Source organism: Bacillus sp. AFS015802, assembly GCF_002561455.1.
Lineage (GTDB): Bacteria > Bacillota > Bacilli > Bacillales > Bacillaceae_B > Rossellomorea.
On the sequence record NZ_NTUP01000002.1, the window covers coordinates 191774 to 200626 of the forward strand.

The 8853-nt window shown below is 44.8% G+C and carries 8 protein-coding genes; 6 read left to right on the top strand and 2 right to left on the bottom strand.

Annotation, left to right across the window (positions count from 1 at the left end; genetic code table 11):
• The first annotated feature begins 184 nt into the window (after positions 1-184).
• The 4 genes from ltaS (at position 185) to CN378_RS01490 (ending at position 6077) form a co-directional block, all read left to right on the top strand.
• Positions 185-2164, top strand: a complete 1980-nt coding sequence (ltaS, locus tag CN378_RS01475) for a lipoteichoic acid synthase (protein ID WP_098350150.1) — start codon at positions 185-187, stop codon at positions 2162-2164.
• 369 nt (positions 2165-2533) lie between these two features.
• Complete coding sequence (locus CN378_RS01480) at positions 2534-3286, top strand: DeoR/GlpR family DNA-binding transcription regulator (protein ID WP_098350151.1); 753 nt, start codon at positions 2534-2536, stop codon at positions 3284-3286.
• Positions 3283-4194, top strand: a complete 912-nt coding sequence (gene pfkB, locus CN378_RS01485; RefSeq protein ID WP_098350152.1) for a 1-phosphofructokinase — start codon at positions 3283-3285, stop codon at positions 4192-4194. The genes CN378_RS01480 and pfkB overlap by 4 nt, the downstream gene beginning before the upstream one ends.
• A 14-nt stretch (positions 4195-4208) precedes the next feature.
• Positions 4209-6077, top strand: coding sequence for a PTS fructose transporter subunit IIABC (locus tag CN378_RS01490; RefSeq protein WP_098350153.1), 1869 nt, complete (start codon positions 4209-4211; stop codon positions 6075-6077).
• Between the two features lie 73 nt (positions 6078-6150).
• On the opposite strand, the gene CN378_RS01495 is transcribed toward CN378_RS01490, so the two are convergent.
• Complete coding sequence (locus tag CN378_RS01495; RefSeq protein WP_098350154.1) at positions 6151-6843, bottom strand: MgtC/SapB family protein; 693 nt, start codon at positions 6841-6843, stop codon at positions 6151-6153.
• A gap of 101 nt (positions 6844-6944) precedes the next feature.
• On the opposite strand from CN378_RS01495, the gene CN378_RS01500 reads away from it, so the two are divergent.
• The gene (locus tag CN378_RS01500; RefSeq protein ID WP_098350155.1) at positions 6945-7865 is read left to right on the top strand and encodes a DMT family transporter; all 921 of its coding nucleotides are present in this window, start codon (positions 6945-6947) and stop codon (positions 7863-7865) included.
• Positions 7855-8346: a GNAT family N-acetyltransferase gene (locus CN378_RS01505; RefSeq protein ID WP_098350156.1), complete on the top strand. Its 492-nt coding sequence runs from the start codon at positions 7855-7857 to the stop codon at positions 8344-8346. The genes CN378_RS01500 and CN378_RS01505 overlap by 11 nt, the downstream gene beginning before the upstream one ends.
• A 50-nt stretch (positions 8347-8396) precedes the next feature.
• Here the strand turns inward: CN378_RS01505 and CN378_RS22445 are convergent, their stop codons facing one another.
• Positions 8397-8573, bottom strand: a complete 177-nt coding sequence (locus tag CN378_RS22445) for a hypothetical protein (RefSeq protein ID WP_179884759.1) — start codon at positions 8571-8573, stop codon at positions 8397-8399.
• Between the last annotated feature and the right edge of the window lie 280 nt (positions 8574-8853).

Genomic DNA, 8853 nt, shown 5'->3' on the forward strand with positions numbered 1-8853 from the left:
GCGTTTGTCGAATTCCCATGAAATATTTTTGTTACATTTACCGCAAAATGTTATACACATGAAATTATTTTTTGTTATAATACTCGTTGTTGATTCAAATGAATTTACATTGGCTAAACATTTTCTTAATGAATTTACATGAAAAATGCCCTCATTAAATACAAAGTATAAAAGGTGATGAACTATGAACTTCTTTAAAAGACAGTTTGAAGATATGCGCACTGGGAAGTTATCGTTCTTCTTTACAGTCGTAGTATTATTTTGGATTAAGACATATGCCGTATATTTAGCCGAATTCAACCTGGGAATACAAAATGCGCTTCAGCATTTTCTTTTATTTCTAAACCCGTTGAGTTCAGCACTCCTATTCTTTGCCCTCGCATTATTCTGGAAAGGCAAGGGGCGGTATATTGCATTCATCGTCATTAACTTCCTGATGTCCTTTGTCCTGTATGCGAACGTCGTGTACTATCGTTTCTTTAATGACTTTATTACAGTTCCGGTATTACTTCAGGCGAAGACGAATAACGGACTTGGAGGAAGTGCACTGGAACTATTGAGTCCTATCGATATCCTGTACTTCTCCGACCTGTTCATTATCATCGGATTAATGATCATGAAGAAAGTGAAACCACAGGAGAAATTACGCTTCCGTTCCGTATTCGCGGTCATGACATCAGCAGTCCTTGTGTTCTTACTGAATCTTGGCCTTGCAGAGATCGACCGTCCGGAACTATTGACACGAAGCTTTGACCGTAACTATCTTGTGAAGTATCTTGGTACTCACAACTTTACGATTTATGATGTGATCCAGAACTCCAAGACGTCTGCCAAGCGTGCCCTTGCAGACAGCAATGAAGTATCAGAGGTTGAGAACTTTGTAAAAGCAAACAAAGTGGAGCCGAATCCTGAATACTTCGGTAAAGCAAAAGGGAAAAACGTCATTTATGTTTCGATGGAATCCCTTCAGAACTTTGTGATTGGAAAAGAAATCGACGGCCAGGAGGTAACACCATTCCTGAACTCATTGGTGGAAAAAGAAGATGCGATCTACTTCGATAATTTCTTCCATCAGACGGGTCAAGGAAAGACATCCGATGCCGAGTTCATCATGGAAAATGGATTATTCGGTTTACCGCAGGGTGCCGTTTTCATGACGAACGCCAATAACACACTTCAATCAGCACCTGGAATTTTGAAAGGTGAAGGATATACGTCAGCTGCGTTCCACGGAAACTATAAAACATTCTGGAACCGTTCTGAAATGTACCGTACAATGGGATATGATGAATTCTACGATGCAACGTATTATGATATGAGCAAGCCTGAAGAGCAGCTGCCGTATGGATTAAAGGATAAACCATTCTTTGAAGAATCCATGCCGATGCTTGAAAAACTACCTGAACCTTTCTATGCGAAATTCATCTCGCTATCGAACCATTTCCCGTTCGATCGTCACGAGAATGATACAGACTTTGAACCAGGTCAATTTGGCGATGGAGTAGTAAACCGATACTTCCAAACGGCCAACTATATGGATTCTGCTCTGGAGCAATTCTTTAATGACTTAAAAGAAAGTGGATTATATGAAGATACCGTCATCGTCTTATACGGTGATCACTACGGTATTTCTGAAAACCATAATAGAGCAATGGAACAAGTCACTGGGGAAGAAATCACAGATTTTAAAAACGCCCAGCTACAGCGCGTTCCTTTATTCATCATTGCTCCTGGAGTAAAAGGTGAAGTCAACCACACATACGGTGGTCAAATAGACGTCCGTGAAACAGTATTCAACCTTCTTGGTGTGAATAACAAGGACTATATCAGCTTCGGTCAAGACTTATTGTCCAAAGATCGCAAGCAGATCGTGCCTTTCCGTAACGGTGATGTCATCACACCTGAGTACTCTGAGATCAAAGGAGTATGTTATGAAAACGCAACAGGCCAGCCTGTAGAAGAAGGAAGCAACGCATGTGAAGATGCGGCGAAAGAAGCCACAAAGCGTCTTGAGCTATCGGATAAGGTAGTATACGAAGACTTACTTCGCTTCTACAAGCCTGAAGGATACAAACAGATCGATCGTTCAGATTATCAATATATCAACCCTAATCCAAAAAGCACAGAGAACCCTGAAGCTTCTCATGAAGAATCTCACGAGTAATTCGGGAATAGTAAGCCAGTCCTTTCACCATGATGGTGAGGGGGCTGGTTTTTTTTGTTGGGAAGATTGAAGAAGGAACAGGGCGGTGGGTTGTATGGTGGATTAGCGTGGTTGTTCAGCTGCTGATTATTTGGGGAAAATCAGCAGCTGAAATAGGAGGAAATTTTACCTGTTAAAATCCCCCACAACTTCACCTGTCAAAAACAATCCAAATTTCAACAGGCAAACGCCCGACCCCCTGCTCACCACATGACTACTTTTGACTGATTAATGAATGAAAATGAACACTTATGAACAAAAATGATTGATTTTTGTAACCGTTGTCATTATAATGAATATAACAACAAACGGAGAAAGTAGGAGAATGCTATGTTAACGGAGGAGCGGCATCGCATCATTTTAGAGCTATTGAAGGAAAGGGATACGATTAAGATCCAGGATATTGTAGACGCCACCCATGCTTCTGAGTCGACGATTCGCCGGGACTTAACACAGCTTGAGCAGGAAAAGTTCCTGAAACGGGTGCACGGGGGGGCATCAAGGCTTCAAGGGAAGCTGAAGGAATTGAGCGTTTCTGAAAAATCATCCAAAAGCCTTCATGAGAAACAGTCAATCGGTCGGTACGCGGCCACCCTGGTCGAGGAGGGGGATTGCATCTATCTGGATGCCGGTACGACAACCTTGAGTCTCATCGACCATCTTCCTGAAAAGGATATCGTCGTTGTCACGAATGGATTGACTCATGCGGAAACCCTTATCCAAAAAGGATATAAAACGTATATGATCGGAGGCTTTATAAAACCGGTTACAAGAGCGATGGTCGGAAGTGGAGCCCTTGAATCCATCCGCCAATACCGATTTGATAAAGCCTTCATGGGGGCAAATGGAGTCCATGCTCAGTATGGATTCACGACCCCGGATCCCGAAGAGGCCCAGGTGAAGCGCCTGGCCATTGAGTTATCCAGGGAAGCCATGTTTCTGACCGATGATTCTAAATTCGGGGAGATTGCCTTCAGTAAAATCGTAGACCTTGATAAAGCGATGATCATTACGAATGCACTGGATGACGAGCATGGCACATCAATGATGAAACAAACTATGATAAAGGTTGTGACAACATGATCTATACATTAACGTTGAACCCTTCGGTGGATTACATTATGGAGCTGGACTCCTTTGAAAAAGGCAGTCTGAACCGGAGTAGAGCAGAAAGCGCCTTTCCAGGGGGGAAGGGGATCAATGTCTCACGCGTGCTGCACGTTTTGAACGTGGACAGTGTGGCTCTCGGATTTGCAGGAGGATATACCGGCGAATACATTAAGCAATTTTTACACAAAGAAGACATCCGGACGGATTTTGTAGAGGTGGAGGAAGCCTCGCGCATCAATGTGAAAATTAAATCGGATGATGAGACGGAGGTAAACGGAAGCGGTCCTTCCATTACTGAAGAACATATCGCTCAGCTCCTTGATCAAATATCATCCTTAACGGCTGATGATATGATCGTGCTGGCGGGAAGCATCCCCGGTTCGGTGCCGAAAACCTTTTATCAGGAGATTGCGGCTCAATGTCAGAAACAGGGGACGAGAGTAATCATCGATGCAGAGAAGAATCTGATCCAACCCGTCCTTCCCTTAAAACCGTTCTTGATCAAGCCGAATCATCATGAGCTCGGGGAAATGTTCGATGTAGAGATCGACTCCGTGGAAGACGCGATTCGGTACGGAAAGAAACTAAAGGATACCGGCGTTGAAAATGTCATGGTATCCATGGCTGAAAAAGGTGCGCTCTTACTGACCGGAGAAAAGGTATTCTACTCTTCGGTACCTAAGGGGGAATTGAAAAGCTCGGTCGGTGCAGGAGATTCAACAGTTGCGGGTTTCCTTGCCGGCCTGTCGAGGGGATGGAGCATAGAAGAGTGTTTCCGCCTGGGGACCTCGGCCGGGTCAGCGACTGCTTATTCCATTGGTCTTTGTTCATCGGAAAAAGTGAAAAGCTTATTTGACGAAATCCGGATTACAAACATATAGAGGGGGAATCAAAAATGAGAATCACTGAATTACTGACAAACGAAACCATTCAGCTCAATTTGTCTTCTCGTTCGAAAAACGGAGTGATCGACGAGCTGGTATCCGTTTTGGATCAAAGCGGTAAATTGCAGGACCGTGATGAATTCAAGAAAGCGATCCTTAATCGGGAAGCACAGAGTACGACAGGGATCGGGGAAGGGATTGCCATTCCACATGCCAAAACATCTGCAGTAAAAGCACCTGCGATCGCATTCGGGAAATCAGAAGAGGGCGTGGACTATGAATCTCTTGACGGAGCGCCTGCTCATCTATTCTTTATGATTGCAGCGACAGAAGGGGCTAATCAAACCCATTTGGAAGCATTGAGTCGCCTTTCTTCCATGCTGATGGATATGGATGTGCGGAAAGCGCTCCTGCATGCGGCTACAAAAGAAGAAGTGTTGGAGATTATTAATCGCCACGACGGAGAAGAAGAGGAGGCCCCGGTTGAAACCGCTGCTACAGGCGGAAAAATCCTGGCCGTGACGGCTTGTCCTACAGGGATTGCTCATACGTATATGGCAGCTGATGCTTTAAAGGCAAAGGCGAAAGCGATGGAATTGAACTTGAAAGTGGAGACGAATGGTTCCGGCGGAGCAAAGAACGTCCTCTCACAGGAGGAAATTGAAAGCGCTGTAGCCATTATCGTCGCAGCGGATACGAAAGTGGAAATGAATCGTTTTCAAGGTAAACCCGTGATCGAAGTGCCCGTGGCGGAAGCGATCAGGCGACCGGAAGAGCTTTTAAATCAAGCAATGAAAAAAGACGCCCCGATATACCAAGGGGGAGAGCAGTCGAAAGAAACAACTGCCGGACCGGAGAAAAAGCAAAAGTCAGGATTCTATAAGCACCTTATGAATGGTGTTTCCAATATGCTTCCGTTCGTGGTAGGGGGAGGGATCCTGATTGCGATCTCATTCTTATTCGGCATACAGTCGGCAAATCCTGATTCTCCCGAGTACAATGAGTTTGCGGCGATACTGAATACAATCGGCGGAGGAAATGCCTTTTATCTGATGGTTCCAGTCCTTGCCGGGTTCATTGCCATGAGTATAGCCGACAGACCCGGCTTTGCCCCGGGTATGGTTGGCGGATTGATCGCAGCAACGGGTCAGAGCGGATTTTTAGGCGGGATCATCGCCGGTTTCTTAGCGGGTTATGTGGTACTTGGTATTAAGCGTTTAACAAATAACTTTCCTCCTGCACTGGAAGGGATCAAGCCCGTATTGATTTATCCTTTACTTGGCATCTTCATTACCGGAGTCATCATGCTTCAATTCCTGGTTGAGCCCCTGAGTGCCCTTAATACGGGTATACAGAACTGGCTGGATGGTCTCGGGACCGGCAACTTGATTTTACTGGGCTTAATCCTCGGTGGAATGATGGCAATCGACATGGGTGGCCCTATCAACAAAGCGGCCTTTACGTTCGGGATTGCCATGATCGAAGGGGGCAATCTTGCTCCCCATGCAGCCATCATGGCAGGGGGAATGGTTCCGCCGTTAGGGCTGGCGATGGCCACGACACTCTTTAAGAAGAAGTTTAATGATAGCGAACGGAAAGCCGGGATCGCGGCTTACTTCATGGGAGCGTCCTTCATAACAGAAGGAGCGATTCCATTTGCGGCAGCCGATCCATTCCGCGTGATCCCTTCGATCGTGACAGGTTCTGCCATTGCAGGAGCGTTGACGATGTTCTTCGGAATCGGGTTGCCTGCACCCCATGGCGGATTATTCGTCTTTCCTGTCGTCGAAGGAAATCCATTTTTATATCTCCTGGCAGTACTGATCGGCTCTGTCATTACAGCTTTGATGGTCGGTTTCTTGAAAAAACCTGTCAGGTAAAGAGTGGGCAAGACAACAATTCAAGCTCCACGAAATATAAGAACGAGGGGACTTCCCCTCGTTCTTTGTTGTGTTATAAGCTTTCGATTTCTACATCCTTGATTCCTTCGATTTCTGCAATCGTATAGTAAATGTCAACGGCCTTTCTCCTGAAGTCCACAATAATCTTCAACTCTAACAAATGCTGCTGATTCTTTAAGTCTTTGATCCTGATATTTTCAATCGTGATTTCTTCGCCCTTGATTTTTTCGATGATGGATTTAATCTCCCGCTGTTCTGATATCGTCGCGCGAAGAAACAATTCTTTCTCCTTCAGTCGTTTCGGTCCTAAATAGGTGATGACAATCGGTACCACTTCAACAGAGACGATCAGCAGGATCACTCCGGCTGTTGCTTCAAGATAGAAACCAGCCCCGACGGCAATCCCTATCCCCGCCGCCCCCCAAATCATCGCAGCGGTCGTTAATCCTGAAATACTGTCATTCCCTCTGCGCAGGATGACGCCTGCCCCTAAGAAGCCGATCCCTGAAACGATCTGAGCGGCTAATCGCAGTGGGTCCATCGTGATATTCACTTTATCCGATCCCTCAGAGAGATAGGCGGATTCGATGGACACAATCGTTAACAGACAACTCACAATACAGATGACAAGGGACGTCTTCAGACCCACAGGCTTCCTCTTCAATTCCCTTTCAAGTCCGATGATCAACCCTAAAACGGCTGAAATGCCGAGCTTTATTAAAAATGTCGTATCTAATAGCTCCATCCATCCCCCTCCACTTCTTCAAAGCTGCTAAAAAAATCTGTAGTAATTCGACTCGACTGATTATAAAATGAAAGCAGTGAACACCTATCAGGAGGTCTATCATGTCGGATACGAAAGTGAATCCATATCTAATACTTGCAATCGGGGTCATCTCCGTTTCTACCTCGGCGATCCTAGTGAAAGTCTCGAGTGCACCGGCAGGCATCTTGGCATTTTATCGGCTGTTTTTCACCGTTCTTTTGATGTCCCCGGTATTTTTCTTAAAGTATGTAAAGGAATTGAAACTTATTACTCCAAGAGATTGGCTGTTTTCGATTTTGGCCGGAGTATTCCTTGCCTTCCATTTTATCCTTTGGTTTGAATCCTTACACTACACCTCGGTTGCAAGCTCTACTGTACTTGTCACGCTGCAGCCGTTATTCGCTTTTATTGGTGCGTATTTATTCTTTCAGGAAAAGTTAACAGCTAAGGCCTTGCTATCTGGTGTCTTGGCCGTCGCCGGAAGCTTCATCATCAGCTGGGGGGACTTTCGAATAAGCGGAAGCGCCCTTTGGGGGGATATCCTGGCGCTTTCAGCATGTGCCCTTGTCACTGGATATCTCTTATTCGGGCAGACGATCAGAAAACGTTTATCGCTCGTTACGTATACGTATCTCGTTTACGCCATAAGCTGCGTCGTCTTATTAGTTTATGCCCTTGTCCGCTCTGAAAGTCTTGGACCTTACCCGACAGAGGATTGGATTTATTTCGTCCTCCTGGCAATCATCCCGACACTGTTGGGACATACATTGTTCAATTGGTCGTTAAAATGGTTAAGCACCTCGACCATCTCCATGGCCATCCTCTTTGAACCGATCGGTGCCTCCATCCTTGCCTATTGGCTCCTGGCAGAAAAAGTACTTTTGACTCAGGTGATAGGCGGGATCGTCATTATGATCGGTGTCACCCTTTTCTTAATAGAAGAAAGGAAACTTAAAAAGGTTGTCCAACCAGTCAGTGAGGTGAAGACAGATGCACTATAGAAAGGCAGAGATACAGGATGCAGAAGGTCTGGCGCACGTCCACGTCCATAGCTGGAGGACAACCTACTCTGGAATCGTTTCAGGAGAATATCTTCAGTCCTTATCCATTGCAGAAAGGAAAAATAAATGGATAGGGATCCTTTCTGGGCCGCACCATACATATGTGTGTGAAAGGGAAGACGGAAAGATTGTCGGTTTTGTTTCATTTGGGAAAGAGCGTACGGGTGACTATGAAGGAGAATTATATGCACTCTATCTGTTGAAAGAGCATCAAGGTAAAGGGATCGGGGAGGAACTCTTTGGGATTGCCACAAGCGGACTCAGAAACCTTGGATTCACCACCATGTGGATATGGGTATTGAAAGAAAACCCGTCAAAGCATTTTTATTACAAATATAAGTCTGAACTGATAAAAGAGAAGATATTGACGATAGGAAATGAACTGCACCGGGAAGAAGGGTTACTTCTGAAGTTCAAATGAAAAGAGGAAGGGGGGAGGCTCCTTCCTCTTTTTTGGACACGTCAGGGTACTCAAGAAAATACGTATGTAAAACCGGAAAAGACAAATGCCATGACGACAGAAAAAATAAAGGTCATGCCCCTTACAGGAGTGGTACTGTCGCAGATCTTAAGGGCTTGTACGTAGGAGTACGCAAATAGATACACTGCCATGATGAAAGATAGAAATAATGCAACGTTTGTGAGCATGTATAATTGAATCTCCTTTCAAAAATGCGTTGTAATAATGTATATGGGGAAGAATGGTTGTACAGAACATAGAACGAAGATATTAATTTCTTGAAGTTTTTCTTAAAAATATATTGCAATAGCATTAACAGCGTGTTATATTAATAAACGTCGCTGATGCAGCAAATAACATTTTGAAAAACAAATGAAAAAAGTTGTTGACGCGATAACGAAAGATATGATATATTAATCAAGTCGCTTCTAAAAAGAAGTGCTTGACCTTGAACCTTGAAAACTGAAC